This window comes from Campylobacter sp. CH186, from assembly GCF_004378925.1.
Classification (GTDB): Bacteria; Campylobacterota; Campylobacteria; order Campylobacterales; family Campylobacteraceae; genus Campylobacter_D; species Campylobacter_D jejuni.
This window is the reverse complement of the sequence record NZ_RYYB01000007.1, coordinates 55,347-81,168: the sequence shown is the minus strand read 5'-3', so window position 1 is coordinate 81,168 and position 25,822 is coordinate 55,347. Positions and strand designations below refer to the sequence as shown.

Below are 25,822 nucleotides of genomic sequence, written 5' to 3'. Positions count from 1 at the left end.
TTTAGATTTTTTTGCCTTCAACCTAAATATATTAAAATAATATAAGCAAAATCTGTTCCGTTTTGGGGTGGAGTTATCCCAAAGTCCTTACAATCAAACTTTTAGGCAAATTAAAATGCTCTATAAGTTCTTTCTCTTTTTCTCTCATTTCTCCATTATCATTTTCATGATCAAAACCTAGTAAATGAAGCATAGCGTGGATAAAAAGCAAGCTTATTTCTTCTTCATAGCTATGCCCTAACTCTTTAGCCTTTTCTTTTGCCAAATCCACATTGATCACAACAGAACCCAAAGGCAAACTCTCATCGATATTTTCAAGCGGAAAAGAAAGCACATCAGTGGTTTTATCTTGTTTTCTTTGCTCTAAGTTAATTTCTTGCATTTCTTTACTATCCACAAAGACAAGCTCCACATCTTTAGGACTTAAAAAACTTGCTATAGATTCTAAAAAATCACATTTTTGATCACTTAATATCATAAACCTTCCTTAATCAAATGATATAAATTTTGTATTTCTTCATCATCAAAAATCGCACAATTTTTACTACTATAAAATTGTTTTAGTTTTTTCTCTTCAAACTCAAATCCTAAAGCACATTGAGAATGCGAAGGTAAAAAAGCCCTTAGCAATGTAATGGAATTTTGAATTTTCTCATCACAGGCAAAACAAAAAAAATCCTTATGCAATCTTCCTTCAAATTCCAAAATTTTTAAATAAGCATCAACAATAACACGCTTTGGATTTTGTTTTTCAAACCTTTTCACACACTCATCAAGTAAATCAAAATAAAAACTATCAAGCTCTTCCACATCTTTTAAATGCCTATATAAAAGACGGATAAATTCTTGCCAAATAAGCATTTTATCCCTTTGCATAATCCATAAAAATCCCAAATGCAATACATCTTTAAGTCTTGGTAAAAAACTAGGATTTTCTTCTAAAGCAAAGTCGATTTTATAGCCGCTTAAAATACTAGAATGTCTAAGTCCATAAAAACGATAAGCCTTAATAAGCATTTTAGGACTTAAAATATAAACGATCAAATCCTCATCTTTAACTTTTTGAGTATGAAGTATAAAGCCTTGCATTAAACAATTTCAATACCATAAGCTCTAAGTATATCAAAAGCGGATTTTTCTAAATTTTCATCAAAACTTGCACTTAAATTTTGGTGTAAAATTATCCTTGCATTAGGCTTAGCACCAAAAGCTAAAATGATATTACAAAACACACAAATATGAGAAACAAGCCCTGCAAAATGAAGTTCTTCATAATCGCTTTTTTGTATGAAATTAGCTAATTCTAAGCTACCAAAAGTATTTTTATAAAAAATTTTATGAGCTTTTTGTAAAAAAGGTTCAAATTCCTTTGGCATTTGCCAACCCAAACTCTCTTTAATGCAATGTTTTACAGGTAAATTTAAACCTTCTTTACTTTGTAGATAATGCTCATCATGTGTATCATAGGTTAAAAGCAAATGCGTGTTATTAAAATCGATTTGATTTAAGGCTTTAAGAATATTTTCTTTGATTTTTAAAGCCTTATCAAAACCTAAACTTCCATCAATAAAATCATTTTGATAATCCACTAAAACAAAAGCTTTTTTCATGCTTTTATGCCTTTTGAAGCCAAAAACTCTCCGTGTGTAAATTGGCAAAAGCGGTTTTTAAACTTGTAAAAAGCTTAGGATGATCTTTTTCTAAATTTGCTAAAAGCTGTTTAGCTTCTTCTCTAGCGTGTGGAAATTTTACATTTTTTTCACTGAGTTTCATACCAGGACAAAATTCATTTCCTATCACGCTAAGTTCATTTTGCGTAGCATTATCCCTAAGCTGTCTTTCTCGCACAAAAATCAAAGGGCGTATCACAGTTACACCGCGTTTGCTTTGATAAATAGGCGCTAAGGTTCTTAAAGCTCCATTATGAATAAAATTCATAAAAAAGCTTTCTGCTGCATCATCTAAATGATGAGCTATAGCAAGCTTGTTAAAACCTTTTTCAAGAGCGTAAGTATATAAAGCTCCACGACGCATTCTCGAAAAATAACTACAAAAACTTGAATTTTCTCTTATGGTATCGCCTGAAACTTCATAAATATTTGAATCAAGCACGCTATGTTTAATGCCGTGTTCTTCACAATGTGTATGAAGATGAGAATAATCCTCGCCCATGCCATAACTCAAAGTTACCGCTTCAAGTTCAAATTTAAAAGGAGCGTGAGCTTGCATACGATTTAAAAGATGGGCTAAAGCCAAAGAATCTTTCCCGCCGCTAAGCCCTAAAAGAACCCTATCTCCATCTTTAATAAGTCCAAATTTAGCATTAGCTTGTGCAACTTGGCGTATAAGTTTTTTGCTAAGATTTATCATAATTTCTCGCACATTTTAAGCACAAAATTGGCCGAAATTTTAGCTGAATTGATCACAAACTCATCAAAATCAAATTCAGCCTTTTCCCCCGCTTTATCACTCATAGCTCTTAAGATAAAACAAGGCACCTTTAAAGCATCACAAACCAAAGCCACACTTGCGCCTTCCATTTCACAAGCATCCGCATTGAAAATTTCTCTAATTTTTGCTTTTTTTGCTTCATCGCAAATAAACTCATCACCCGTTGCAATAATGCCTGCACGAAGTTTGATATTTAATTCCTTAGCAACTTCTAAAGCAAGATTGTTTAATTTCTCATCGGTTTTGATAAAAATTTCATTACCTGGAACAAAACCCAAAGGATGCCCAAAAGCGGTAATATCAAGATCGTATTGGGCTAATTTTGTTGCATAAAGCAAATCACCAATTTCAAGTTCAGGATTAAAAGCACCTGCAACTCCTGTAAAAAGCAAAACTTGTGCGCCAAATTTTTCTATCATCACACTAGCACTAAGAGTAGAATTTACCTTGCCGATTTTAGAATACGCTAAAACAAGTTCATGATTTTTATACTTTGCAAAATAATAAGTATTATTAGCGTGTTCTATTTTTATATAATCTTTAAGTGTTTCAAGCAAAGGAGTGATTTCTTCACTCATGGCTCCTAAAATTGCTATTTTCATCATATAACCTTTAAAAATTCATCAATATCATTCATATTTGTTAAAGCATAAGTTTCTTTTGAAGTAATTTTTTTATTCAAACCCTTAAGCACGCTTGCACCAAATTCTATGAAATAATCTACTTCATTTTCACATGCCTTAATGCTTTGTTTATAAAGCACAGGTGAGATAAGTTGTGCTTTTAAAAGTTCAAGGGCTTCTTCTTTACATGTATAAATTTTAGCATTTGCATTAGAAAGCACGGCTTTAAAATTTGGTTTTAACACCTTTTCAAGCTCCACACAAAGCTTAGCTGAAGCATTTTCCAAAAGAGGACAATGACTTGCCACGCTCATATTTAAAAGCATAGCTCTTTTAGCTCCTGCTTCTTTAAATACACTTTCATAACTTGCTAAATCAGGTTTTAAACCTGCTACAACGATTTGTCCATCACAGTTATAATTTGCAGCAAAAATTTGCTTGTTTTCTTTTTGTGCTTTTTGGCAAAGCTCTTCAACCTTTTCATCATCAAGCCCTAAAACCACCATCATACCTGCTTCAACTTTTGCACAATCTTCTTGCATAAAAAGCCCTCTTTTATTAACCAAAGAAAGAGCCTCTAAAAAATCAAAAGCACCATTAACAGCTAAGGCTGAAAATTCTCCTAAAGAATGTCCTAAAGCAAATTTCGAACTTAAATCAGGTTTTTTTTCAAGTAAAACACTATAAGCCATTAAGGAATTTAAAACGATGGCGGGTTGGGTAAATTCACTTTGATTGAGTTTTTCGTTTTCTTCAAAAAGCAAATGTTTAAAATCAATCTTACAAAAATCACTTGCGTTTTGAAGGAGTTCTTTGGCTTTTATAGAGTTTTCATAAAAATCTTTTCCCATGCCAAGACTTTGTGAGCCTTGACCTGGAAATATAAACGCAGCATTCATTAATGACAACCGCAACCGCCGCCACCGCCACAGCAACCGCCGCCACCGTGTCCGTGATGATGATCGTGCCCATGTCCGCTTCCACAACCACAACTATGACTTCCTGCGATAATACCTGTAAGAATTTCATCTTCACTTGCAGCTCTAGCATCTACGATATTTAAAGAAAAAAGCAAATCACGACCCGCATAAGGATGATTATAATCAATTGTCACATCATTTTCGCCAATCTCTTTTACAGTTACACGAACGGTTTCGCCATTTTCACCTTCGCCAAAAAGCTCCATACCTACTTTTAAATCAATACCTGCAAATTGCTCTTTTGGTAAAGTTTGAACGGCATTTTCATCGTATTCGCCTAAACCTTTTTCTTTTTTAATTACCACATCAGCATTGCTAGGACAATCAAGCTTCATCACTTCTTCTTCTAAGCTTTCTAAAATCTGACCTTTGCCTAAAATAAAAGAAATAGGTTGAGAATATAAATTTGATTCTAAAACTTCATTTGTATTTGCATCTTTTAACTCATAAAACATTGAAACTACACTATTTTTTTCTATAGCCATTTTATCTCCTTAATTATTTTCTATTAGGTGAAGCTTTTGCTTCGGGTGAATTTGGATAATTAGTTTTTAAAGCTTTATAAAAACCATTTGCTGTTTTTGTATCACCTGTTTTATCCAATGAAATGGCAGTATGATATAAAAGTTTTGGGAAATAATCCCCTTTTGTACTCAAAGAAGAACTTTTTTTATAATAAACAATAGCATTGTTATAATTTTTTTGTTTATACTCGATCTCCCCTAACCAAAAATTTGCTCTTGCAGGTTTATACTGCTTTGTTATGAGAAAATTTAATTTTGCTTTGGAATCTTCAAAAGCATTTTTATCAACATCTTTTATCGCTAATTCTAAAATTTCATTATTTTTTTTCTTTTTCCAAGATTCATCAATTTGTTTTGCTTTATCATCTTGGGTATTTTGAGTATTATTGTCTTCAATCGTACTATTTGAATCTGTAGTTGAAACAACAACACTAGGTGTAATAGTTTTAACGCTTAAATTTGCATCATTTAATTCGTTTTTAGAAACATAATTTGCATTAATGGCATCTACTAAAGAACTAAGTTCGGCTAAAACTTTTTTTACTTGCTTATTATTAGCTTCTTGAATTTTTCTACTTTCTTCAACATAAGCCTTTAATTTTTGAATTTCACTAGTAAAATTATTTTCAATATTTTGATTATTCTCTTCAACTTGACTTAATCTAGAATTTGATTTAGCATATTGAGAATTTATACCTTCTAAAGTGCTTTGTAAACCCTCGATTCTTTCGTTAATTTCATTAATTCTAGCATTTGTTTGTATATTTTCATTATTTAAATTATCTAACTTTTCTTTAAATAATTTTTCATTTGAAGTTAAACCATAAGAAGAATTGCTTGTTATATCTCCTGCACCAAAAGCTGAGCTTTCTGCATAAAGTAAAGTAGCTCCAAGAAGAGCTACTGTGAATATTTTTTTCATTAATTATCTTGATAATTTAAATTCAGCACGTCTGTTTTGCGCATCGCAAGCTTTAGTTTTTTCAGTGCACACAGGATTTGTTTCTCCATAGCTTTTAACAGCAATTCTATCAGCATTTACACCTTTAGCGATTAAAGCTTCTTTTACAGCTTTTGCTCTTTTTAAACCTAGAGCTTGGTTATATTCATCGGTTCCCCACTCATCGCAGTTTCCTTCAACAGTAATACTTACACCGCTTACTTCAGTGTTAAAGATATTAGCATTTGTGCTTACAACATTTTGCATATCAGGACGAATATTGAATTTATCAAAATCAAAATATACTTTATTTAAAGTATCATTAAGTTGAGAAATTTTTGAATCAATATCCCAACCATCACTTCCACCTGAACCACGATTTGAATCAACACTACTATCACCGCTTACACTAGTGCTTTTTGTGCTACAACCACTAATAACAACTGCAAGAGCTGCAATTGAAGTAAAAAGAATTTTTTTCATTTACGACCTTTCAAAGTTAATAAATTCTTACTATTATATCTAATTTTTAATTAATTTTAACCTAAAATTGAAATTTTTACCAATCAATTGATTGAATTTTTCCAACCCTAAGAGGAAAATAAAAAGTCTTATTTGCATTTACACGAATAACACCCAAAGCACTTTGCGCACCTAAATATTTGATAAATACTATACTTCCACCATCACTAGAAAATCTTGGAAATAAATTTTTTCCATTTGCTGTAAGTTGACGAATATAATCACTATTAATTGACATCAAATAAATATTAAAAACACCTGCTTGATTTGGTTCACGACTTGAATAAACCAAAAAATCTTTATAAGTCGAAACAGCCGAATTGTTTCTACCATGAAAAACAACTTGTTCAGCACTATTACTATTTAAATCTTGCATAAAAATATTAGGATATCCCAAACGATCGCTTACAAATACCACTTTACTATCATCTGAGCCAATAAAATTTCCATTAACATCAATACCAGAATAATTAGTTAATTGTGTTAGATTTTTGGTATTTAAGTCATATAAATAAACATCAGGCTGATCTTTTGGAGCCATGGTAACAAGTAGTTTACTTCCATCTACACTCACATCACTTGCTACAACCATACCGCCGCTTGATAAAATTTTACTAGCTTTATTGGTATTTAAATCATAACGGTATAAAGTTGGCTTATCATGATCATAAGCTGTATAATAAAATAGAGTTTGTTCTTTATTTCCCCATTTTGGAAATAAATTAAGCCCACCATCAACAATAACTTTTTGATAAGTTAAAGTATAATCAGCCATAATAATTTGACTTTTTTTAGAGCTGGAATTTCTCGCGATCAAAATTTTATGATCCATCCAATCAACAGGTGCAAGTCCTAACGCATTTACAGAAGCTTTGACACTTTTATGTGCCAAAAATGGATATTGCTCTAAACCATTTAAAGTATAAGTTTGCTCTGACTTATCAGAACCGCCAGCTTTTATTTTTACATTTAAACTCAAAGTGTTACCATTTTTATTTAAAGCGTATTCAAAAGTATAATTACTTGTTTCAGTTGCATTAGCAACAACTTCAAAGTTTGAACTTACTTTCAAATCGTTCACAATGATATTATAAAAGCTTTTCTTTAAATTCTCATCACTTAAATTTGAATTATCTTTAACGATAATCTTTGGTAAAACTACACCAGAATTAACAACATCAATCACTGGATCTTCTGCCCAAAGACTTCCTAAAAAGACTAAAAAAATTGCTACAATTTTTTTCATTTTTTTCTCCTAATCATTTTTAACTTTTGCTTCATCTCTTAAATTCATGGTAATGCTTATATTTTTATTTTGCGGAGGATAAGTAATAAATTTACTTTTTTGACTTTCTAAAAATTCAGCCACTTTAGCATCATATAAAGGATTCCCACTTTTTTCAACTGAAGTATAGCCAAATTTTCCATTTTCATCAATAAAAATTTTTACCTTAACAGAAATTTTTTCACTATTTGGATAATACTGAGTCCATCTTTGAGTGATAATACGCACAACTTTCCCTAAAAATTCATCATAAATTCCAATCTTTTGCGCCTTTGTGCTTTCGCCTTGCGTTGAACTTTCTTCTTGAAGTAAACTATCATTAAGTTGTTTTACAAGTTCGGAAGCTTGAGGTTTTGGGGTACTAGAAGCTCCTGATTTAGCACTTGATTGAATTTTTGTAGTCTTTTCTTCTTGTATTTCTTTGATATTTCCAAAAAGCTCATTAAAATTACTTGCCTTTTGGTCAATATCTTCTGTTTTAACTGTTTTATTTGTAGTCTGAGCAAAAAGCTTTTCTATATCAATTTGCTCTGTTGGTTTTTGTATTTCTTTAGGAGTGTTGCTTTGAGTAATAACTTGTTTTGATGGTTCAGCAAGTTCAATATCTACAAAACTATCTTTTATATCAGTATATTGTATAGCAGATTCAACCTCGCTTACAAGTCTAAAAAAAACAAGAATTACTATACTAATATATATTGCTAAAGCAAGTAAAAACGAATTTAAATTACTCAAACCATAATTTTTCATGATTATTCAGTCTGTAAAGCAACTTTATTAAATCCTAAATTTTTTACACTTCTTAAGACTGAAATAACATCGTCATATTTTAAGCTTTTATCAGCGCGTATAAAAACCGGATCTTCGGTATTAAATTGTGCTTTTCTTTGAGCAAGATTGTCAGCAAAACTTATAAAATCGTATTTTTCTTGATTTAAAAAAATTTCTTTTTTTGCATTAATACTAATAATTAAACTCTTAACAGTTGGAGCGCTAGTATTTTTTTGACTACCTTGTGGAAGATTAATTTTTTCTTCATAAGTAATGCTTGGAGCTGTTACCATTAAAATCGCAAGCAATACAAGCATAATATCTACTAAAGGTGTGATATTAAGTTCAGGTTTTTCATCATCAAATGGCATCATTTTTAACCTTATTTACTCGAACTTATAACTTTAATCTCGCTATCAATAATGCTTAAAAGTTCAAAAGCTTTTCTTTTAATGATGAGATGAAATGTATAAGCAGGAATTGCTACTAAAATACCACAACCTGTAGCAACTAAAGCCTCGCTGATTTTAGGAGCTATGATACTTAAAGAATTTTGAGTTCCAAGCCCACCAAAAGTTTCAAGTATAGAAATAACCGTCCCAAAAAGACCTATAAAAGGTGAAGTTGAAGCAATAATACTAAGCCAAGTAAGTCCAGCAGAAGCGCGGCGACTTGCTAAATTTTTATAGATTTCTAAATGATTTGAAGTTGTATCATTGCATTTTCTTAAAATCGAATCAGTACGACTTAAATCCTTCTCACCCAAGAGCAAAGTTTCTAAACTTTCTTTTTCCTTATTTCTCCATGTAGCCAAATAAGTCAATCTAGCAAACAAAATACTAAATGCTAAAATAAAATATAAAGAAAGCCATAATAAAACTATATAAGTAATAATACCTGAACCATTGAAAAAATGAAATATAGCTTCAAAATTCATTAATGCATCCTTGCATTATCAAGTTTTGAAAAAGTTGCTGCTAAAGCTGCATTATCAGAACTCATAGATTTAATCAAATCTTTTGCTTGAGCAAGATTTTTTTCAATCTCACTTTCATCACTTCCACAAACCCAAACCGCACCCTTTGCTAACACGCAAATCTTATCTTCATCTACTTTTGCATGTCCAGCATCAATAGCAATTAATTCATGATTTAAATCAGCTTTTTCAATATCAATTACTCCAGATTTTAAAGAAGAAACCAAAGCAGCATGTCCTTTAAGCACGCCAAATTCTCCTTCACTACCCGGTAAAGTAACAGATTTTACTTCTCCTTGATAGATTACACCCAAAGGCGTAACTATCTCGAAATTAATCAAATCGTTCATAAATTAACCTTTTAATTTATCCGCTTTTGCAATAGCTTCATCTATATTTCCAACCATATAGAAAGCATTTTCTGGTAAATGATCATATTTACCTTCTAAAATTCCCTTAAATCCTGCTATTGTATCTTCAAGGCTTATATATTTTCCTGGGCTACCTGTGAAAACTTCTGCAACGAAAAATGGTTGTGATAAGAATTTTTCAATCTTTCTTGCTCTTTCAACTACAAGTTTATCCTCTTCGCTAAGCTCATCCATACCTAAAATGGCGATGATATCTTGTAAATCTTTGTATTTTTGAAGCACTGATTGAACACCACGAGCAACTTTATAATGTTCTTCTCCAATGATATTTGGGTCAAGCATTCTTGAAGTTGAGTCAAGTGGGTCAACTGCAGGATAAATACCCTTTTCAGCAATAGCTCTATTTAAAACCGTTGTAGCATCTAAGTGAGCAAAAACAGTTGCTGGAGCTGGGTCGGTTAAGTCATCGGCTGGAACGTAAACAGCTTGAACTGAAGTGATTGAGCCTTTTTTAGTTGAAGTAATTCTTTCTTGGAATTTACCCATTTCACTTGCTAAGGTTGGTTGATAACCCACAGCTGATGGAATTCTTCCTAAAAGTGCTGACATTTCAGAACCTGATTGTGAAAATCTAAAGATATTATCAATAAACATAAGCACATCAAGACCCATTTCATCTCTAAAATACTCAGCCATTGTTAAGCCTGTTAAAGCAATACGATTTCTTGCCCCTGGTGGTTCATTCATTTGTCCATAACATAGAGCAACTTTGTCTAAAACATTGCTTTCTTTCATTTCATTATAAAGGTCATTTCCTTCACGAGTTCTCTCACCCACACCTGCAAATACAGAATAGCCGCTATGCTTAAATGCAACATTGTGAATAAGCTCCATAATAATAACAGTTTTACCAACACCTGCACCACCAAAAAGACCTACTTTACCACCTTTTGCATAAGGAGCAAGTAAATCCACAACTTTAATCCCTGTTTCAAAAATCTCACTTTTTGTGCTTTGATCTTCAAAAGCTGGTGGATCTCTATGAATTGCCCATTTTTTATCAAAAGAAATTTCTTCACCTTCATCGATCAAATCTCCAGTAACATTGAAAATTCTTCCTAAAACTTTCTCGCCAACAGGAACACTAATAGGAGCACCTAAAGCCTTAGCTTTTAAGCCCCTTACCAAACCATCTGTCATATCCATAGCAATAGTTCTAACTCTATTATCTCCTAAATGAGCTGCTACTTCTAAAACAAGTTTATGTTTTTTTCCTTCGCTTTCAAAATTTACAACAATTGCTTCATTAATTTGAGGTAAATAGTCGTTAAAATCTACATCAACAACCGGACCTAATACCTGTGAAATAAATCCTTGCATTATTTATCTTCTCCTTAAAATTTACTATTTCATTGATTCAACACCACTGATAATTTCTATAAGCTCAGTGGTAATAGATTCTTGTCTTGCTTTGTTATAAGCTAAATTCAGTTGTTTCACTCTTGCCTTTGCGTTATTAGTTGCATTATCCATAGCTTGCATTCTTGCACTATGCTCTGCCGCCAAAGAATCGATTAATGCATAATACATATTATACTCGAAATATGTTTTCATTAAATCTTCTAAAAGCTCAGTTCCTTCTGGTTCAAGCTCTAAAAGAGAATTATGAGTCTGTTCAATACTCTTTGGTTCAACTGGAATAAGATGATTAATTTTAAGTTCTTGGGTAATCATATTTTTATAACCATTATGAACTAAAATCACTTCATCTGTATTTCCATTTAAAAAATCATCTACAGCAGCATGAATTACTTCACATGCTTTCTCATAATCAGGACTAGAACTAAGATGGAAATATTTCTCTAACAATTCTATTTTTTGAAAATTAAAATATTCAATCCCAGTTTTACCTATAGCTCTAAGACGAATATTAATATTTTTTGCTTCATATTCTTTTAGCATTTCACTTACTGTTTTTAAAGTCTTAATATTAAAACCACCGCATAAGCCTTTATCTGCAGTAATAAATATTAAATCTACGGTTTTAATTTGTTCTTTTTTATGAAACAAAGATAAACGCACATCATCTTCATTGTGAACAATTTTATTGATCTGAAATGAAATTTCACTCAAAATTTCATCGATTTTTTGTGCATAAATTTTTGATCTTTTAGCTGCTTCTTCTGCTTTTTTTAACTTAGCAGTAGAAACTAGCTTCATAGCATTTGTAGTCTTTTGAGTGTTATGAACACTTTTAATTTTTCTTTTAATTTCTTTTAAATTAGACATAAAAGACCTTATAAATGATTTGCTTTAAACTCATTAATGGCTTTAGCTAGTTTTTCTTCCAAATCAGAATCTAAAGCTTTTTTAGAGCGAATTTGCTCAAAAATATCTGGATGTTTTGCCTCAATAAAAGGATAAATTCCATCTTCAAATTCCTTAATTCTAGAAACAGCAATATCATCTAAGAAACCTTTGGTTCCTGCAAAAATTAAAACTACTTGTTTTTCAACGCTAAGCGGAGAATAAGGTGGTTGTTTTAAGAGTTCAACCATTCTTTGTCCACGTTCAAGTTGTTTTCTACTTGCCTCATCTAAATCACTAGCAAATTGTGCAAAAGCTTGAAGCTCTCTATATTGAGCAAGGTCAAGTCTTAATGTGCCTGAAACTTGTTTTGTAGCTTTAATTTGAGCAGCCCCACCTACACGAGATACTGATAAACCAACATTAATTGCAGGACGAATTCCTGAGTTAAATAAATCAGTTTCTAAGAAAATTTGTCCATCTGTAATTGAAATAACATTAGTTGGAATATAAGCAGAAACATCTCCTGCTTGTGTTTCAATTATCGGCAATGCCGTCAAAGAACCAGCACCTAATTCATCATTTAGCTTGCTTGCTCTTTCAAGCAATCTTGAATGAAGGTAAAAAACATCGCCTGGATAAGCTTCACGACCTGGAGGACGACGTAAAATCAAAGACATTTCGCGATAAGCTACAGCATGCTTGCTCAAATCATCATAAACAATTAAAGCATGTTTTGCGTTGTCTCTAAAAAATTCACCCATGGTTACACCAGTATATGGAGCTAAGTACTGTAAAGCTGCAGGATCTGAAGCACCAGCATTTACAACAATAGTATATTCCATAGCACCATGTTCTTCTAGTCTTTTAACCACTTGTGCCACTGTACTTTGCTTTTGACCAATTGCAACATATATACAGATAACTCCTTGACCTCTTTGAGATATAATAGTATCAACAGCAACAGTAGTTTTACCTGTTTGTCTATCGCCTATGATAAGCTCTCTTTGACCACGACCAATTGGCACAAGTGCATCAATAGCTTTAATTCCTGTATGTAAAGGCTCATGAACACTTTTTCTCGCCATAATACCTTTTGCTTTTTCTTCAACAAAACGATATTCATTAGCATTGATCACACCTTTAGCATCAATTGGCTCACCTAAAGCATTTACAACACGGCCAATCAAAGCCTCACCTACTGGAACTTTAAGTAATTTCTTAAGTCTTTTTACAGAAGCACCTTCTTTTAAACCTTCTCCTTTTCCAAGTATAACAATACCTACACTCGACTCTTCAAGGTTTAAGGCCATTCCTTTATCACCATTTTCAAATTCTACCATTTCTCCAGCCATAATATTCTTAAGTCCATATACCTTAGCAACACCATCAGCTACAGAAATAATTTTTCCTGTTTCTTCAATTTCAAGATTTAAATCAAAATTTTCAATTCTTTCTTTGATTATTGAACTGATCTCATCAGCTTTAAATTTCATTTACTTTTTCTCCTTAGATAATTTTCAATATATATTCGTTTAGCTTATTTTGAAGAGCTTTCATAGAAAAAGAAAGTTCATAACCTAATTCTTCTAATTCTATTTTAACACTATCATCTTGACTGATTTTATTGTTTAATTTAATATTTGCATCAAATTTTTTGTTAAGTTTTACTTCAAGATCTTTAAGATTTTCTTGACTTAATTTTTCTTTAGAATACACAATACCAACAAAAATATTTTCTTTAAAAGCTTTTTGTCTTTCAAGTTCTTTAACTATTTGAGGAATGCATTCTAATCTTGAATTTTCAATCAAAAGTCTTAAAAAATTTTGAAAACTAGAATTTTTAATATCAAAAAAAGAATCAAGAAATTCCATTTTTCTTTCTTTTTTAATCTCATTAGATTCTATAATATTTTTAAATTTTGGCAAAACAAAAGCAGAATTTAAAATACACAAATTCTGATAAAAATCATTTATATCAGCTCTTGAAGCTATCGCTTTTGCATATCTTCTTGCAATTATATTTTCCATATTTAAGATACCTTCTTCATCATAAGTTCTATTATTTCACTCTGTTTTAATGTCATATTTGGATCAGAAAAAATTTCATTTAAAGTATTTAATACTAATTCTTTTTCCATTTTTCTAAATTCATAATCTTTCTGTTCCTCGAAATGTTTTTGAAGTAAATCTAACTCATCTTGAGTTTCTTTCTTAATATTTTGAACTAAGATTTCAGCTTCTTTTTTTGCTGTAACTAAAGCAGCAGCAGCATTTGCTTTAGCTTCTTCAAGTTTTTTCATCGTATCTAATTTCTTAGCTTTGCTTTCTAAAAGTTTTTTTTGAATTTCATCAAGTTTAGAAGAAATTTTTACAATACGATTTTTGTAAAAATTTTTAAATGGAGTTGCAACGAAATAATACAATATAGCCACAAAAATTAGAAAATTAATAGTCCTTGGAATAATATCATATTCTCCACTACCATTTGATGCGCCAAAAGCATACAAAGGTAGCAAAAATACAATAAATAATAACTTACTCATTTCTCTCCTCTTAAATTTTCTTTATGTTATTTTGCAAAGCTTGCTTAAGCTCAGGTAAATGTATGTTTAAATGTTCTTGCAACTCTTTTTTTTGAAGAGTTAGATCTGCATAAAAGCTGGCCATTTTTCTTTCTAATTCTTCTTTCTTGCTTCTAAGAATTTGCTCTGCCTCTTCTTTAGCAGCAGCTATAGCACTTTGTTTAATTTTTTGAATTTCTTCTCTAGTGTTAATATGAATAGCTTCTAATTCATCATTCACACCTAAAACTTCTTGAGAATTTTCTTTTACTTTATTCTCATCATTTTTTATAGAATCATTTCTTTCATCCATAAATTTTAAAAGCGGCTTATACAACATACTATTTAAAATAACTATCATAGCTAAAAAAATAGCCATAGTAGCAAGCATTATCGAAGTATGCATATCTTCAAACATAATTCTCCTTGGTTAGAATTTTTGAAGGACTATTTTACCATAAAAAGCTAAGATTTTGGTTAAAGCTTTTCAAGCATTTTGATTAATTTTTTAATTTTATCAATATTTTCTAAATGAATTACAAAATCATTATTTTTATTTTTGCAGTCAAATCCAAAGCGATTTAGTATTTGTTTTAATTTTTTTATTTCATCTTCAAATTCTTGATTAGATAAGCTTTCATTATTTTTTATTTTTTTAACTATTTTTTCAGTATCTCTAACATTAAGTTTTTGACCTATTATGCTATCAACCAACATTTTTTCATCTTTTTGATCTAAACCAACCAAAACTTTAGCATGACCCTGAGAAATTTTTCCAGAAGCAATCAACTCTTGAGTTCTAATATCTAAATTCAGAAGTCTTAAAGTATTTGTTATTTGAGTACGAGACTTATGAATAAGTTCTGCTAAATTCTCTTGAGTAATTTTATGAACTTGCATTAAATCCTTATAAGAATTAGCAAGCTCGATAGGGTTTAAATTCTCTCTTTGTATATTTTCAATAAGAGCCAATTCTCTAAGCTTATTCTCATCAATATCAGCAATAAAAGCTAGAATTTCTTTTTTTCCTAATGCTTTCACTGCTCTTAAGCGACGTTCTCCAGCAATTAAAATAAATTTATTATTTTTTTTAAATACAATAATAGGCTGAATAAGTCCAAATTCTTTGATAGAATTAGCAAGCTCATCTAAAGCTTCTTGATCAAAATTCTTTCTTGGCTGGAATGGATTAGGTGAAATTTGATCAATTTCTATCATAGTGCTTTGATTTTTATCAAAACCTAATTCTTTACTATAAACAGTATCCATATCACTAATTAAACTGCTTAAACCTCTATCTTTATTTAACCCCATTATAATTATCCTAATATAGAATACGCCAAATTTTGATAAGCAACAGAACCTGGTGATTTAATATCATAAAGAATTATAGGCTTTCCAAAACTTGGACTTTCTGCAAGTTTTACATTGCGAGGGATCACAATAAAGTCATCTTCATTTCCATTAATAGTAAAAAGTTGTTTTTTAAAATTTTGTTTCAAATCATCTACAACATCTTTAGAAAGATTATTTTGAGAGCTATACATTGTCGGTAAAAATCCACGAACCCTGAGTTTAGAATTAATAGTTTTTTTGATAATTTTAATTGTATTTAAAACCATAGCTACACCCTCAAGCGCATAAAATTCACACTGTATAGGGATAATTACGCTATCACTTGCTGCAAAAGCATTTATAGTAATACTTCCAAGAGCAGGCGGAGAATCAATAATAATAAAATCATACTCATCAATCACTTCTTGAATTTGATTTTTAAGCAGCATTTTTTTCTCATTATTTTCACCTTTAGCAAGCTCTTGCTCTATACCTACAAGACCTATATTTGAAGGAGCTAAATGAAGTTGTGGCAATTCTGTTTTTAAAATAATATCTGAAAGCTTTTTTCTTCCTATAAAAACATGGTAAATATTATATTCATAATTATTACGATTAAAACCAAGTCCTGTAGTCGCATTAGCTTGCGGATCAACATCAATCAAAAGTACTTTTTTCTCAGCCACAGCTAAAGAAGCGGCTAAATTTACTGCTGTTGTAGTCTTTCCTACTCCACCTTTTTGATTTGCTATTGTAATAATTTCGCTCATCTTAAACTATACACCCTTTTATCACCTAGTAAAATTGAACCATCTTCATACAAAAAAGAATTTTCAAGTGAAAAAACTTTACCTTCATGATGGACGCTAAATTTTCTTGATTTTTCAAATTCTAACATATACTTGCTAAAAATATTCTTCCATAAAATTTTTTTTTCTACTTTTTGCAAAAACTCACTCACTAAATCTTTAAGCGAAATTTCTATATCGCATAAAGCTGTATTTTGGGGTGAAAATTTGAGATTTAAACCCATACCGCCTATGATAAAATTTGAAATTTTAGCACTTATAACCCCTCCAGCTTTTTTATCATCTAAATATAGATCGTTAGGCCATTTAAGCCAAATTTTAGAACCTTTTTCTTGTAAAACTTCTTTAAGTAAATAAGCAAAATAAATACTCACAGAAGCTAAAGGTAAATCTTTTGGTAAATCTTCTTCTTTAATACAAAAAGAAAGATGTAAATTTCCTTTAGAGCTTTGCCAAGAATTTTCCCTACTTCCAACTCCATTTGTTTGTTCTAAAGCATAAATAGCAAAATTTTCATCAATCTTTCCATTGCGTATTTGCTCGCATAAAAAAAGATGAGTTGAGTCTATACTTTCAACACAAACTATCTTCACTTTTAAGCCTTTTTCCATTTAAATAAGTCCTACCATCAAGAGCTTTTTTTCCACTTTCTTGAAGTTTTTTAATACGCAAAACTCCTTGTTTGCAAGCAAGCAAAAAACTTTCTTTTTCTAATTCTAAAATTTCACCCATCCTAGCATTTTGTTTTAATTCATCCACAAGTTCAAGTTCTAAGAATTTAAGTCCATTTTCCAAGAAAACTCCAGGCCAAGGGGTAAAAGCTAGATATTTTTGATAAAGTTCTCTTGCATTTTGCAAATTTATAAGCCCATCTTCTTTTTTGATTTTTCTACAAAGCGTTGCTAGACTTTCCTCTTGTTTTTTAGGGGTAATTTTATCAAAATTTAAAAGAGTAGTGAGGATGAGCTTAGCGGCCAAATTTGCTAAAAGTTCAAAAACTTCACTTGAATTTTTATCTTTTATATCACACTCTAAGCTTTCAAGTATAGCACCTGTATCAAGCCCTTCTTCCATGAGCATGGTGCAAACTCCACTTTTTTCATCTTTATTTAAAATCGCACTTTGAATCGGACTGGCACCACGGTATTTTGGAAGTAAAGAAGCGTGCAAATTCACACAAGGTGCTAAATCCAAAATGGCTTTAGGTAAAATTTTTCCATAGGCAGCAACCACGATAAAATCAGGATTTAAATCCTTAATCTCTCTTATAATATTTTCATCTTTTAAAGAACTTGGAGTAAAAATAGGAATACTAGAATAATTTTGACTTAAAAAAGCCTTAGTATCACTTGGAGTTAAAATTTGCTTTCTACCTACAGCTTTATCAGGCTGAGTAAAAAGTGCTACGAGTTTAAAATTTTCATTTTCTACTAGTGCTTTTAAAATACAAGTTGCATAAGATGGAGTACCCATAAAAATAATTTTTTTCATTTTTTCGCTTTGTGTGAAATTAAAAGTTTTAATTATAGCTTATTTGATTTTAAAAGAGAATTTAATAAATTAATCACTCAAACAAAGTTCCGCCTATTTGTTTATTTTCAAGCAAAAAGGTTTCAATTACATTTAGATTAAAGCCACTTGCTAAAAACATTTTTTTATTGTGTTCAAGTAAAAATTTAGCTGCTTTAAGTTTGGTTACTATACCACCTGTTCCGTGCTCACTACCTGTTTTTATGGTTGCTTGTAGCCATTCTTCTTTAATATGAGTGATTTTTTCTAAACGCTTTGCATCACTAAATTCACTAGGATTTTTATCGTAAAATCCATCAATATCGCTTAAAATCACAAGCAAATCCGCATCAAAAAAATACGTAGCATAAGCACTTAGGCTATCATTATCACCAAAGACAATTTCTTCTATGGCTGTAGCGTCATTTTCATTAATAATAGGCAAAATTCCTAAATTTATCATCATATCGATAGCATTTTTTGCGTGTTTAGTAGCTTTTCTAGAGTCAAAATCCTTACCTGTAAGTAAAATTTGTCCGCCTAGTTTGCCAAACTTGGCTAAAAGCTCGTTATAAACACTGATTAAAAAAGGTTGTCCAATAGCAGCTAAAACTTGTTTATTAATGAGGTTTTTTCTATCGATATCTAGTTTGGCGTGTCCTGCTGAAATAGCCGCTGAAGTTACTAAAATCACTTCATATTTTTCCATGAGTTTAGCTAAAAATGCGACTAAATTTTTAAGACGCTCAAAACTTAAAGTGTTTTCTTCGCTAATCACATGAGAACCCACTTTAACAACTATTCTTTTCATGCTTATTCCTTAAAAAATTTTTATAATTTTAGCCAAAATTTCATATAAACTAGTTATTTTTTGAAAAAATAGGGAGTGTTTGAAATTTTTAATATAAAACACTTCCTAGATTGTTAAAATTTTTATTTGTTATTTCTTAAAGTTTTAATTTCTTCTAAAAGCATGAATTTAAGTTCTTTAAGTCCTGTTTTTTCAAGGCTTGAGACTTTGATTAAAAAGCTTTGTGAGTTATTTATTTCTTTGAGATAATTTTCTAACTCATTAATGTTTAAAGCAATTTGCTCGGCAAATTCTTCTCCTAAATTAACACTATCACTTTTTGAAATCATGATACCAAATTTACGCCCAAAAAGTTCACTGGAAAATTTTTCAAGTTCCTTTCTTAGCACTATAAATTGTTCTTTTAAAGGCATTTGCCTTATAGGATCTAATACAAAAAGCAAAAAGCTCGTTCTTTCTATGTGCTTTAAAAAGGCAAGTCCTAAGCCTTTGCCTCCACTTGCTCCTTCGATAATCCCTGGAATATCAGCCATAACAAAGGAATTATACTCATCTACATCCACGAGTCCAAGTTTTGGAGTAAGAGTGGTAAATTCATAATTTGCAATTTCAGGTTTTGCATTTGAAACAACGCTTATAAGAGTAGATTTTCCCACATTTGGAAAGCCTACAAGCCCTACATCGGCAATAAGTTTAAGCTCAAGTCTGACTAAGCGACTTTCTCCTTTTATGCCAGGTTGTGCGTAATCAGGACGTTGATTAGTGGCGTGTTTAAAATGAGTGTTGCCAAGTCCGCCTTTTCCACCTTTTAAAAAAAGCTCTCTTTGTCCTTCTTTGGTAAGATCGAGTAAAATTTCATTGGTTTGCGCATCAATAACTTGCGTTCCTTCAGGCACTATGAGTTCTAAATTTTCACCCTTTTTGCCATTTTTATTACGTCCCATTCCACCAGCACCATTTTGTGCGCGTAATTCTCTTTTGCCTTTGAAATTTACAAGAGTGTGGGTATTATTATCACATACGAAAATAATATCACCACCATTTCCACCATCTCCCCCATCAGGGCCACCAAGTGGAACATGTTTTTCACGACGAAAACTTACAGCACCTTTACCACCATCGCCTGAAGCTAAAGTAATTTTAACACTATCAATAAACATTTAAATTGCCTTTGACTTTAAATTTATAAAGCTAAATTTGAGTAAATAAAAGAAGTTAAATTTATAAATTTAAAGTTTTCAAGACGCTAAAAAGCGTCCTAAAAACTTATGCAGGATATACAGAAACTTTTTTTCTGTCTTTGTCTTTTCTTTCGAATTTTACAAAACCATCAATCAAAGCAAAGATAGTATGATCTTTTCCCATACCTACATTGTTACCTGCATGAGTTGCAGTTCCTCTTTGGCGGATGATGATATTTCCAGCTCTAACAAACTCGCCACCAAATTTTTTAACACCTAAACGACGACCTATAGAATCGCGGTTATTTTGAGTTGAACCTTGACCTTTCTTGTGTGCCATTCTTTACTCCTTAAGCTTTGATATCTTTTACTACAACGCGAGTAAATTGTCTTCTAAAACCGCGTTTGAGTTTAGAATCTTTTCTGCGTCTTTTTTTGTAAATCACAACTTTTTTATCTTTTCCGTGATTGATCACTTCCAAAACAACTTTTGCACCTGCTACGAAAGGCGCACCTACCTTTAATTCTTTATCATTGATAGCAAGAACTTTGCTTACTTCAATACTTGCTTTGCTTTCAGCTTCAAAGTGATCTAGTTTTAGCTCATCGCCAACACTTACTTTGTATTGCTTTCCGCTGTGTTTGATAATAGCATACATTGCTTTTCCTTATAAATTGGTAGTACCATAAAGCACCGCAATAACGGATTTAAAAGCTTTAGTGGTTTAATAAAATTTCGATTTTACAAAATTTTTCTTTAATTTTTGATGAATTTAAGAAAGGATTTAGAGTTTGAGAAAAATCAAACTCTAAAAATTTAAAAGCCTAGATTTACTCCGCCGCCTTCTTGGGTTTGATAATTTGCATCACGACCTATAGTGTAGCCATTTCCACTATTGCTACCAATTAAAGGTCTACAAATATCGCCCACTTTTACACTACCTTCTGTGATTTTTGCATAAGAAAGTTTAGGGCTTGTGCGAGTGATTTCAATACTTCCTGTTTTGCTTTCTACTCTTCCTGTATTTTCTTTTGTATAAGTATCTTTTATAGCCTTGCCAAGAGCAAAACATTCATAAACATCACCTTGATTTAAGCTTTGAGAAAATACCACTTCATTGTTTTCAACAGCTGCAACCTTTAAAGGATAAATTGCATTTAAAATATCTCCTGCAATACGATTTGCAATTTGTTTGAGTGCAGCTTCATTGGCACTAAGACTATTGTCTTTAAGATTGACTTTCATACTTAAAGTATTAGAAAATTTAATTTGTCTTGTAGCAAATAAAAGCACACGATAATCTACGATAACTTCAATTTCAGTTTTGCTTTTTCCTGTTAAATTGCTTGTTTTTTGTTTACCTTCAAGTCCTGAAATAGAAAACAATAAAATATAATCTGTTGCTAACACATTTTTAAGTTTATAAACTTCATCGCTAGCTGCGTCGCCACTTTTGATTAAAGCTTTTTCCATTTCATAATAGCCACTAGAATCACGGTCTAAAACATTAAATTTACGACTTTGCAATAAATCAGAAATGATTTTTTGTTGCAAAGCTGAGCCTATACCTCTTTTTGCAGCATCTGGAGTAGAATCAAAAACAGTAATACTTCTTCTATTATCTGCACTTAAACCTGGAGCTTGATACTTTTTTGTTGTTGTGGTTTTTTTAATCACAACTTTAACATTAAACCCGTCATTGGTTTGGATTTTAGAAATCACTTCATAAGAGTCAAAACTACCTTTTGTAGCACGACGAATTTCATCATTGAAGCTTTTTTCTAAATTTTGTCCATTTTTGTCTTTTGTACTTTTAGTTTTAAAATTTGTACTTTGACTTAAACTACCACCATACATACGAGATATGGCATCAGCTAAAGCTTTACCCACGGCTTGTTCGTAAGTAACACCATAACCTTCTCCTTGTGCTTGTTTTGTCGTGCTAGTGGTGACAACTTTAGCATTTAAAAATGCAAAAAAAACTAGTGATACAAATAAAACTCTCATTGATTTTCCTTAAAAATCATCTACATCAAGGTTTGATGAGTGTTTTACACTAGGTATAACTTTTTTTGGTGTGCTAGATTTTGGTGTTGCCCCATAGTTTGGATCAAATCTTTTATTAGCAGCTTCTATACTGCCCATAGAATAATAACGTATCGCACCTACTACTCTATAATCCCCCTTATCCACACTCCAAATTCTAGCATCTTCAATTCCTAATAAACTCATACTTGAATCAGCACTGAAATCTTTTGACATTTCTTTTATTAATGAAGTTTGAGGTCCTGTTTTTTTTGTATTGTAATTAGTAGTATCTCCTTGGGCAACAGCTTTAATCATAGCTTTTTTTATTTTTTCTTTTGTTGAGCTATCTTTAATGTTTGCTGATACCGAAGAAGATAAAAACGATGATATGAAAGCATCTGCTCTGCCTTTAGCACGCTCTTCTTCCTCTTCTTGATAATCTGCATTCATTCCTTCTTCTTTTATGAAAGAAGACATACCATAAGCTAAAATTGCTGGACGACAATTTTCATTAAAAAAGTATTTTATACCCAAATGAGAAAGCAATGCATCATCATCCATAGCATCAGCTATATCATCAGGATTTTTGCATTGTTCTTTTTTATCTGTAGGTTTTGATTGATGTCCTTGTTTTAAATCTCTAGCAAGTTGTAAAGAATTTGGCGTAGTATAAGCTAAAACACCTACTTGATAGCCATCTTCATCATTTACTATAAAAGTTTCATAAGGAATTAATCCTGTAATTTCATCCATGGCAGTTTTTGTAAAACCTTGATTATAAGTGTTTTCAAAAATTTTATCTTCAAGTTCTGCTACAAATTTAGAATCTTGTTTTTCAGGTGGTAGTTTTTGCGCAAATTCAGATATAAGCTTACCTATAAAATCAAAAATTTTATCTGCATCTGCTTGTTTTTCTTGTAATTTTTTTAGTTCTACATCTGCTTTTTTTTGCATTTCTTGATTTAATTTATCATCAGGAATGGTTTTATGAAAATAAGATAAAGTTTCTTTAACAGCAATTATCCCTGCTTTTGATAAAACCATATTAGCTTTAAGCTTTAAAACAGCTTCGGAATAAGCAGTTGCTAAATAATCATAATATTGCGAATCATCAGGTCCTACATCAATAGAAGCTTTTGCAGTATAAACTACAGCTTCAGGATTTTTTCTTTTAAGAGCTTTGCTCGCTTTATTCATAAGATTTGATAAATTCTCTGTTTTAGGTTTTGTAACTGGTGTTTGTTCTGTTTGTTCTGGCTCAATAATTTCTACAGGCTGGGAACCTTGTGCATAAAGTAAACTTGCCATAACTAAAGAGCCGATAAATAATATTTTTTTCATTTCGTATCCTTTTAAAAATCATAAAAAAAGCCCAAGCTAAACACTTGAGCTAAAAATTTTATTCATAAATTAATTTTTATTTTACCAAGTAACTGATTTACTAGAACCGGTTTTATCGATAGTTTGTTCATCTTCCCAATAAACTAAACCTGATGTTAAATCAGTAAGTCTTAGTAAGAAAAAGTATTCTACTTGAGTTTTACCATTGCTAAGTTTTACATTATCTTGTCTAATTTTACCCGCAAGAGAAAAATCAGGCGATACCAATGTCCCTTTTTTTGCTATGGTTTTTTGATTAAACTCATCATTATCTCTTAATTCTCTTACATCTTCACTCATGCTATCAAGTGCTCCGCCTGCAGCAACTGCTGAAGTTAGAACAAATTTACCTGATTTTCTTAATGCAGAAGTGATTTTTGCGGTAAGTTTTTCAGTATCGATTCTTTGCGGGGTATCATTCACAACCCTACCAATAGCAATAACCTTTCTTGTACCTGGTTTAATATTTGCAAAAGCAGGATCGCTTAACATACTATTTATCATAGTTTCAGCTGCACTTTCAAAATCTTGTCTATCAAGACCCAAGGTTAAAGCATCGTCTTTTTTCACCTGACTTGCCTTTCCATCTGTATAAGCTGTTTGCGCACAACCACTAAAAAGCAAAGCTCCAATAAGAGCTGTTCCTAAAATTTTTGTTTTTTTCATGATTTATCCTTCCTAAAATGAGATTAATTTTTTACTTTAATTTCTAATCTAAAATCCTTCGCTCTTGTATCAGATGCAAGTTTACGAAGAATCACCTCTTGTCCTGCTGGAATTCTAAGGGCTTGATAGTCCTCATTTAAAACATCTCTTAGCACAAAACCATCTTTATCTAACCAATCCACTTTATAAATTAAATCTTTAGCAAAAGTACTGCGTAAAATCACTTCAAATTCTAAATAACCATTGCTATTTATACGCTTTTGAAACTGTTTTACTAAACTTTTTGGTAAATTTGAACCTAAAATTACAGTATTTTGATTTGAATTTATTTGATAACTTGGTGCACAAGCACTAAGTAAAAACATTAAAATAAATAAAATAATTTTTTTCATCTTTTAGCCTTATTTTTCCATGATAGCAACACTTGCAGGTAAATACGGAGCAAAAGAACGCACTATCACAAGAGCATTTTTATTTTTATCCAATGATTTTTGAAACAAAATATTGCCTTGTGGATCTTTGATTTCTAAATTTCCGTCGTTTTCTATTATTGCTATGGCAATGCTTTTTGGCAAACCTCTCCAAGAACGCACATCAGCTTTGTTGGTTGCAGCAGTTGCTACTGCTGTTGCAAGACTTAGCCATCCACCTGTAGAGTCATTATTTGCAACAGCTACATTTAAAGTGGTTTTAATTATAGTTTGAGCTAAGGCTTTAGCAATCATTACAGGCATATTTATTTTAAATTCAGTAGCGACAATATTGTCTAAATCTACAAAATCATTTGTATTTTGACCATTTATATTTAAATTTGCAAAAGAAGCTTCCCTTTTTTTCAAGGTTTGTAAAGCAATATTTGTGCTAATAATTTTTTTATCCACTATAAAAGGTAAGGTTAAAGCAAATTCATCCTTAACTACACCAAATCCATTTTCATAAACTACAAAAACATATTTTTTAGCTTTTTTGACTTTTATTTTTGTGGCATATTCTTTAAAAATTTTAGCCTCTTTTTTGATAGTTTTATTTTTTGGATAAATAATAGCTACTTCTCTAAATAAATCTGCAGCTTTTCTATAATCTTTATCCATAAAGAAAAATATTGAAGCAAGATAAGTCGCATAAGGATTTATGAAATTTTTTGTTGTATCAAATTCTTTAAATAAGTTGTCATATTGCTCTTCTATAACTTTTGAATTTTCATTCATATTTTTATCATAATTTTTATCTTCTTTTGCCTTATCTAAATCAGCACGATTTTTTTCAATTTCTTTAGCAAAATATTCTTTTGCCTTATCTTGACGCATTAAAGCACGATTAAACTCAACTCTTGCATTTTCATAATCATCTTCTTCCATATAGTTTAGAGCTTTATATATATTAACCATAATTCTTTCATATAAAGAACCATCATAATCAACTATAGTATCATTAAGCAAGGTTGTACCAACAAATTTAGCTGCTTTAGAGCCTACATTTTCTAAATCCACATCATATTTATAAGATTCTTCCGCAGCATCAAAAAATACATTACTTTTGTTAAAATCACTACAATTTCTAGCAATCAAACCTGCATTTAATCCTGTATAAATGACATCATCATTTTTTTTAATTTTTTCTAAATTTTGATTGAAAAAATCATCACCACAATATTTTTGTGTTAAAGCATTTTCAAATGTTGTATTTTGTTTAACCTGATTAACACAGGCTGTTAAAAAAAGGCAAACAATACCTGAAAAAATCAACCCAACTTTTATCTTCATTAAATTCCTTTCTTAAAGAAAATTA

General features: G+C 31.0%; 33 protein-coding genes. All 33 read right to left on the bottom strand.

The window, feature by feature from the left end:
- Positions 1-73: 73 nt before the first annotated feature.
- Positions 74-478 (bottom strand): rRNA maturation RNase YbeY, encoded by a 405-nt coding sequence (gene ybeY / locus ELQ09_RS07115; protein WP_070316470.1) that lies wholly within the window; start codon positions 476-478, stop codon positions 74-76.
- The gene (gene recO / locus ELQ09_RS07110) at positions 475-1,089 is read right to left on the bottom strand and encodes a recombination protein RecO (protein ID WP_002881418.1); all 615 of its coding nucleotides are present in this window, start codon (positions 1,087-1,089) and stop codon (positions 475-477) included. Before recO ends, ybeY begins: the two co-directional genes overlap by 4 nt.
- Positions 1,089-1,610 (bottom strand): cysteine hydrolase family protein, encoded by a 522-nt coding sequence (locus tag ELQ09_RS07105; RefSeq protein ID WP_002785057.1) that lies wholly within the window; start codon positions 1,608-1,610, stop codon positions 1,089-1,091. Before ELQ09_RS07105 ends, recO begins: the two co-directional genes overlap by 1 nt.
- Positions 1,611-1,614: 4 nt before the next feature.
- A complete protein-coding gene (locus tag ELQ09_RS07100) occupies positions 1,615-2,370 on the bottom strand; it encodes an ATP-binding protein (RefSeq protein WP_134224908.1) in 756 nt (251 codons plus the stop codon).
- A complete protein-coding gene (pfs, locus tag ELQ09_RS07095; protein ID WP_079862112.1) occupies positions 2,367-3,056 on the bottom strand; it encodes an aminodeoxyfutalosine nucleosidase in 690 nt (229 codons plus the stop codon). The genes ELQ09_RS07100 and pfs overlap by 4 nt, the downstream gene beginning before the upstream one ends.
- Entirely contained in the window at positions 3,053-3,925 is an 873-nt protein-coding gene (locus ELQ09_RS07090; RefSeq protein ID WP_024088246.1) for an ACP S-malonyltransferase, read from the bottom strand. The genes pfs and ELQ09_RS07090 overlap by 4 nt, the downstream gene beginning before the upstream one ends.
- 47 nt (positions 3,926-3,972) lie before the next feature.
- Complete coding sequence (locus ELQ09_RS07085) at positions 3,973-4,539, bottom strand: peptidylprolyl isomerase (protein ID WP_002922852.1); 567 nt, start codon at positions 4,537-4,539, stop codon at positions 3,973-3,975.
- A gap of 13 nt (positions 4,540-4,552) precedes the next feature.
- The gene (locus ELQ09_RS07080; protein ID WP_088303772.1) at positions 4,553-5,500 is read right to left on the bottom strand and encodes a tetratricopeptide repeat protein; all 948 of its coding nucleotides are present in this window, start codon (positions 5,498-5,500) and stop codon (positions 4,553-4,555) included.
- Positions 5,501-5,503: 3 nt separating this feature from the next.
- Entirely contained in the window at positions 5,504-6,001 is a 498-nt protein-coding gene (gene pal / locus ELQ09_RS07075) for a peptidoglycan-associated lipoprotein Pal (RefSeq protein ID WP_002851617.1), read from the bottom strand.
- A gap of 76 nt (positions 6,002-6,077) precedes the next feature.
- Positions 6,078-7,286, bottom strand: a complete 1,209-nt coding sequence (gene tolB, locus ELQ09_RS07070; protein ID WP_002860943.1) for a Tol-Pal system protein TolB — start codon at positions 7,284-7,286, stop codon at positions 6,078-6,080.
- Positions 7,287-7,295: 9 nt separating this feature from the next.
- On the bottom strand, positions 7,296-8,075 hold the full coding sequence (locus tag ELQ09_RS07065) for a TonB C-terminal domain-containing protein (protein ID WP_088303771.1): 780 nt from the start codon (positions 8,073-8,075) through the stop codon (positions 7,296-7,298).
- 2 nt (positions 8,076-8,077) lie between these two features.
- Positions 8,078-8,467 carry an ExbD/TolR family protein gene (locus tag ELQ09_RS07060; RefSeq protein ID WP_002866730.1) on the bottom strand — a complete coding sequence of 130 codons (390 nt, stop codon included), beginning with the start codon at positions 8,465-8,467 and terminating at the stop codon, positions 8,078-8,080.
- Between the two features lie 11 nt (positions 8,468-8,478).
- Positions 8,479-9,033 (bottom strand): MotA/TolQ/ExbB proton channel family protein, encoded by a 555-nt coding sequence (locus ELQ09_RS07055; protein ID WP_134263858.1) that lies wholly within the window; start codon positions 9,031-9,033, stop codon positions 8,479-8,481.
- Positions 9,033-9,422: an ATP synthase F1 subunit epsilon gene (atpC, locus tag ELQ09_RS07050; protein WP_002851752.1), complete on the bottom strand. Its 390-nt coding sequence runs from the start codon at positions 9,420-9,422 to the stop codon at positions 9,033-9,035. Before atpC ends, ELQ09_RS07055 begins: the two co-directional genes overlap by 1 nt.
- A gap of 3 nt (positions 9,423-9,425) precedes the next feature.
- Positions 9,426-10,823 (bottom strand): F0F1 ATP synthase subunit beta, encoded by a 1,398-nt coding sequence (gene atpD / locus ELQ09_RS07045; protein ID WP_070316465.1) that lies wholly within the window; start codon positions 10,821-10,823, stop codon positions 9,426-9,428.
- Between the two features lie 24 nt (positions 10,824-10,847).
- Positions 10,848-11,732 carry an ATP synthase F1 subunit gamma gene (gene atpG, locus ELQ09_RS07040; RefSeq protein ID WP_002860587.1) on the bottom strand — a complete coding sequence of 295 codons (885 nt, stop codon included), beginning with the start codon at positions 11,730-11,732 and terminating at the stop codon, positions 10,848-10,850.
- A gap of 8 nt (positions 11,733-11,740) precedes the next feature.
- Positions 11,741-13,246: a F0F1 ATP synthase subunit alpha gene (gene atpA / locus ELQ09_RS07035; RefSeq protein WP_002851836.1), complete on the bottom strand. Its 1,506-nt coding sequence runs from the start codon at positions 13,244-13,246 to the stop codon at positions 11,741-11,743.
- A 13-nt stretch (positions 13,247-13,259) separates the two neighbouring features.
- A complete protein-coding gene (locus ELQ09_RS07030; RefSeq protein ID WP_002851861.1) occupies positions 13,260-13,781 on the bottom strand; it encodes a F0F1 ATP synthase subunit delta in 522 nt (173 codons plus the stop codon).
- Between the two features lie 2 nt (positions 13,782-13,783).
- Positions 13,784-14,296: a F0F1 ATP synthase subunit B gene (locus ELQ09_RS07025; RefSeq protein ID WP_134224909.1), complete on the bottom strand. Its 513-nt coding sequence runs from the start codon at positions 14,294-14,296 to the stop codon at positions 13,784-13,786.
- 10 nt (positions 14,297-14,306) lie between these two features.
- Positions 14,307-14,732: a FoF1 ATP synthase subunit B' gene (locus ELQ09_RS07020; RefSeq protein ID WP_134224910.1), complete on the bottom strand. Its 426-nt coding sequence runs from the start codon at positions 14,730-14,732 to the stop codon at positions 14,307-14,309.
- Positions 14,733-14,791: 59 nt separating this feature from the next.
- On the bottom strand, positions 14,792-15,628 hold the full coding sequence (locus tag ELQ09_RS07015) for a ParB/RepB/Spo0J family partition protein (RefSeq protein ID WP_134224911.1): 837 nt from the start codon (positions 15,626-15,628) through the stop codon (positions 14,792-14,794).
- 5 nt (positions 15,629-15,633) lie between these two features.
- On the bottom strand, positions 15,634-16,419 hold the full coding sequence (locus ELQ09_RS07010; protein ID WP_002851697.1) for an AAA family ATPase: 786 nt from the start codon (positions 16,417-16,419) through the stop codon (positions 15,634-15,636).
- The gene (locus ELQ09_RS07005; RefSeq protein ID WP_002867821.1) at positions 16,416-17,069 is read right to left on the bottom strand and encodes a biotin--[acetyl-CoA-carboxylase] ligase; all 654 of its coding nucleotides are present in this window, start codon (positions 17,067-17,069) and stop codon (positions 16,416-16,418) included. Before ELQ09_RS07005 ends, ELQ09_RS07010 begins: the two co-directional genes overlap by 4 nt.
- The gene (fmt, locus tag ELQ09_RS07000) at positions 17,032-17,949 is read right to left on the bottom strand and encodes a methionyl-tRNA formyltransferase (RefSeq protein ID WP_134224912.1); all 918 of its coding nucleotides are present in this window, start codon (positions 17,947-17,949) and stop codon (positions 17,032-17,034) included. Before fmt ends, ELQ09_RS07005 begins: the two co-directional genes overlap by 38 nt.
- A 73-nt stretch (positions 17,950-18,022) precedes the next feature.
- Positions 18,023-18,778 (bottom strand): glutamate 5-kinase, encoded by a 756-nt coding sequence (gene proB / locus ELQ09_RS06995; protein ID WP_134224913.1) that lies wholly within the window; start codon positions 18,776-18,778, stop codon positions 18,023-18,025.
- A 122-nt stretch (positions 18,779-18,900) separates the two neighbouring features.
- Positions 18,901-19,938, bottom strand: coding sequence for a GTPase ObgE (obgE, locus tag ELQ09_RS06990; RefSeq protein WP_088303767.1), 1,038 nt, complete (start codon positions 19,936-19,938; stop codon positions 18,901-18,903).
- 106 nt (positions 19,939-20,044) lie between these two features.
- On the bottom strand, positions 20,045-20,299 hold the full coding sequence (rpmA, locus tag ELQ09_RS06985; protein WP_002800974.1) for a 50S ribosomal protein L27: 255 nt from the start codon (positions 20,297-20,299) through the stop codon (positions 20,045-20,047).
- A gap of 10 nt (positions 20,300-20,309) precedes the next feature.
- Positions 20,310-20,618 (bottom strand): 50S ribosomal protein L21, encoded by a 309-nt coding sequence (gene rplU, locus ELQ09_RS06980; RefSeq protein ID WP_070316460.1) that lies wholly within the window; start codon positions 20,616-20,618, stop codon positions 20,310-20,312.
- Positions 20,619-20,776: 158 nt separating this feature from the next.
- On the bottom strand, positions 20,777-21,967 hold the full coding sequence (locus ELQ09_RS06975; RefSeq protein WP_134224914.1) for a CsgG/HfaB family protein: 1,191 nt from the start codon (positions 21,965-21,967) through the stop codon (positions 20,777-20,779).
- Between the two features lie 9 nt (positions 21,968-21,976).
- On the bottom strand, positions 21,977-23,329 hold the full coding sequence (locus ELQ09_RS06970) for a hypothetical protein (RefSeq protein WP_134224915.1): 1,353 nt from the start codon (positions 23,327-23,329) through the stop codon (positions 21,977-21,979).
- Positions 23,330-23,410: 81 nt separating this feature from the next.
- Positions 23,411-24,034, bottom strand: a complete 624-nt coding sequence (gene lpoB / locus ELQ09_RS06965; RefSeq protein ID WP_070317340.1) for a penicillin-binding protein activator LpoB — start codon at positions 24,032-24,034, stop codon at positions 23,411-23,413.
- Between the two features lie 23 nt (positions 24,035-24,057).
- Positions 24,058-24,426, bottom strand: a complete 369-nt coding sequence (locus ELQ09_RS06960; RefSeq protein WP_002934140.1) for a YcfL family protein — start codon at positions 24,424-24,426, stop codon at positions 24,058-24,060.
- Between the two features lie 9 nt (positions 24,427-24,435).
- The gene (locus ELQ09_RS06955; RefSeq protein WP_070316456.1) at positions 24,436-25,797 is read right to left on the bottom strand and encodes a COG3014 family protein; all 1,362 of its coding nucleotides are present in this window, start codon (positions 25,795-25,797) and stop codon (positions 24,436-24,438) included.
- Positions 25,798-25,822: the final 25 nt, after the last annotated feature.

What these genes read in the sequence shown, in the direction of transcription:
- ybeY (WP_070316470.1), bottom strand. Translation starts at nt 478, where the DNA reads ATGATATTAAGTGATCAAAAATGTGATTTTTTAGAATCTATAGCAAGT.
- recO (WP_002881418.1), bottom strand. Translation starts at nt 1,089, where the DNA reads ATGCAAGGCTTTATACTTCATACTCAAAAAGTTAAAGATGAGGATTTG.
- ELQ09_RS07105 (WP_002785057.1), bottom strand. Translation starts at nt 1,610, where the DNA reads ATGAAAAAAGCTTTTGTTTTAGTGGATTATCAAAATGATTTTATTGAT.
- ELQ09_RS07100 (WP_134224908.1), bottom strand. Translation starts at nt 2,370, where the DNA reads ATGATAAATCTTAGCAAAAAACTTATACGCCAAGTTGCACAAGCTAAT.
- pfs (WP_079862112.1), bottom strand. Translation starts at nt 3,056, where the DNA reads ATGATGAAAATAGCAATTTTAGGAGCCATGAGTGAAGAAATCACTCCT.
- ELQ09_RS07090 (WP_024088246.1), bottom strand. Translation starts at nt 3,925, where the DNA reads ATGGGAAAAGATTTTTATGAAAACTCTATAAAAGCCAAAGAACTCCTT.
- ELQ09_RS07085 (WP_002922852.1), bottom strand. Translation starts at nt 4,539, where the DNA reads ATGGCTATAGAAAAAAATAGTGTAGTTTCAATGTTTTATGAGTTAAAA.
- ELQ09_RS07080 (WP_088303772.1), bottom strand. Translation starts at nt 5,500, where the DNA reads ATGAAAAAAATATTCACAGTAGCTCTTCTTGGAGCTACTTTACTTTAT.
- pal (WP_002851617.1), bottom strand. Translation starts at nt 6,001, where the DNA reads ATGAAAAAAATTCTTTTTACTTCAATTGCAGCTCTTGCAGTTGTTATT.
- tolB (WP_002860943.1), bottom strand. Translation starts at nt 7,286, where the DNA reads ATGAAAAAAATTGTAGCAATTTTTTTAGTCTTTTTAGGAAGTCTTTGG.
- ELQ09_RS07065 (WP_088303771.1), bottom strand. Translation starts at nt 8,075, where the DNA reads ATGAAAAATTATGGTTTGAGTAATTTAAATTCGTTTTTACTTGCTTTA.
- ELQ09_RS07060 (WP_002866730.1), bottom strand. Translation starts at nt 8,467, where the DNA reads ATGCCATTTGATGATGAAAAACCTGAACTTAATATCACACCTTTAGTA.
- ELQ09_RS07055 (WP_134263858.1), bottom strand. Translation starts at nt 9,033, where the DNA reads ATGAATTTTGAAGCTATATTTCATTTTTTCAATGGTTCAGGTATTATT.
- atpC (WP_002851752.1), bottom strand. Translation starts at nt 9,422, where the DNA reads ATGAACGATTTGATTAATTTCGAGATAGTTACGCCTTTGGGTGTAATC.
- atpD (WP_070316465.1), bottom strand. Translation starts at nt 10,823, where the DNA reads ATGCAAGGATTTATTTCACAGGTATTAGGTCCGGTTGTTGATGTAGAT.
- atpG (WP_002860587.1), bottom strand. Translation starts at nt 11,732, where the DNA reads ATGTCTAATTTAAAAGAAATTAAAAGAAAAATTAAAAGTGTTCATAAC.
- atpA (WP_002851836.1), bottom strand. Translation starts at nt 13,246, where the DNA reads ATGAAATTTAAAGCTGATGAGATCAGTTCAATAATCAAAGAAAGAATT.
- ELQ09_RS07030 (WP_002851861.1), bottom strand. Translation starts at nt 13,781, where the DNA reads ATGGAAAATATAATTGCAAGAAGATATGCAAAAGCGATAGCTTCAAGA.
- ELQ09_RS07025 (WP_134224909.1), bottom strand. Translation starts at nt 14,296, where the DNA reads ATGAGTAAGTTATTATTTATTGTATTTTTGCTACCTTTGTATGCTTTT.
- ELQ09_RS07020 (WP_134224910.1), bottom strand. Translation starts at nt 14,732, where the DNA reads ATGTTTGAAGATATGCATACTTCGATAATGCTTGCTACTATGGCTATT.
- ELQ09_RS07015 (WP_134224911.1), bottom strand. Translation starts at nt 15,628, where the DNA reads ATGGGGTTAAATAAAGATAGAGGTTTAAGCAGTTTAATTAGTGATATG.
- ELQ09_RS07010 (WP_002851697.1), bottom strand. Translation starts at nt 16,419, where the DNA reads ATGAGCGAAATTATTACAATAGCAAATCAAAAAGGTGGAGTAGGAAAG.
- ELQ09_RS07005 (WP_002867821.1), bottom strand. Translation starts at nt 17,069, where the DNA reads ATGGAAAAAGGCTTAAAAGTGAAGATAGTTTGTGTTGAAAGTATAGAC.
- fmt (WP_134224912.1), bottom strand. Translation starts at nt 17,949, where the DNA reads ATGAAAAAAATTATTTTTATGGGTACTCCATCTTATGCAACTTGTATT.
- proB (WP_134224913.1), bottom strand. Translation starts at nt 18,778, where the DNA reads ATGAAAAGAATAGTTGTTAAAGTGGGTTCTCATGTGATTAGCGAAGAA.
- obgE (WP_088303767.1), bottom strand. Translation starts at nt 19,938, where the DNA reads ATGTTTATTGATAGTGTTAAAATTACTTTAGCTTCAGGCGATGGTGGT.
- rpmA (WP_002800974.1), bottom strand. Translation starts at nt 20,299, where the DNA reads ATGGCACACAAGAAAGGTCAAGGTTCAACTCAAAATAACCGCGATTCT.
- rplU (WP_070316460.1), bottom strand. Translation starts at nt 20,618, where the DNA reads ATGTATGCTATTATCAAACACAGCGGAAAGCAATACAAAGTAAGTGTT.
- ELQ09_RS06975 (WP_134224914.1), bottom strand. Translation starts at nt 21,967, where the DNA reads ATGAGAGTTTTATTTGTATCACTAGTTTTTTTTGCATTTTTAAATGCT.
- ELQ09_RS06970 (WP_134224915.1), bottom strand. Translation starts at nt 23,329, where the DNA reads ATGAAAAAAATATTATTTATCGGCTCTTTAGTTATGGCAAGTTTACTT.
- lpoB (WP_070317340.1), bottom strand. Translation starts at nt 24,034, where the DNA reads ATGAAAAAAACAAAAATTTTAGGAACAGCTCTTATTGGAGCTTTGCTT.
- ELQ09_RS06960 (WP_002934140.1), bottom strand. Translation starts at nt 24,426, where the DNA reads ATGAAAAAAATTATTTTATTTATTTTAATGTTTTTACTTAGTGCTTGT.
- ELQ09_RS06955 (WP_070316456.1), bottom strand. Translation starts at nt 25,797, where the DNA reads ATGAAGATAAAAGTTGGGTTGATTTTTTCAGGTATTGTTTGCCTTTTT.